Annotated in this window: 1 protein-coding gene and 1 pseudogene; both read left to right on the forward strand. The window is 70.2% G+C overall.

Translation table 11 applies throughout. The features are described 5' to 3' along the window. Positions 1 to 198: pseudogene (locus tag AACY08_RS29380) on the forward strand (hypothetical protein); the annotation flags it as partial. Then, positions 195 to 467: hypothetical protein (locus AACY08_RS29385; protein WP_339472595.1), on the forward strand; the 273-nt coding region annotated here is incomplete at its 3' end. The pseudogene AACY08_RS29380 and the gene AACY08_RS29385, both read left to right, overlap by 4 nt.

Raw genomic sequence — 467 nt, forward strand, 5'->3', positions numbered from 1 at the left:
GGCGCGATCGGGCTGTGGCTTGGCTGGCGGATGTTGCCGGTGGTGGTGTTGCTCGCGGCGCTGACCGGGCTGACGGTGGTGTTGTTCGGGATGATGCGCGGGCGCGCCGCATCGCTTGGCGATCGGTTGCCGTTCGGCGCGCTGCTGGCGATCGCGGCTTACCCGGCGTGGCTGTTCCTGTTAGGTTTGGCCGCATGAAAGCGCTTCTCCCGCTCGCGCCGTTGCTGCTCGCTGCCGCTCCGCAAAGCGCGCCGACGCCGACTCCGCTGCCGTCCTCGATCGATGGTCTGCCGCTTGGGGCCATTCCTCGGCAGGATCTCCCGGCCAAGGGCTGCGCCGCCTATCTATGGACGGCGAGCGGCACGCGTGCGCTGGTGGCGATGGCGCAGGCCGATCCGGCGCGCCTGCGTCTGTCGATCGGCGGGACGATCACCGATCTCGATCGCAATGGCGAGACCGGGGCGGGC

It is taken from the genome of Pseudomonas sp. EL_65y_Pfl1_R83, assembly GCF_963970695.1.
Classification (GTDB): domain Bacteria; phylum Pseudomonadota; class Gammaproteobacteria; order Pseudomonadales; family Pseudomonadaceae; genus Aquipseudomonas; species Aquipseudomonas tritici.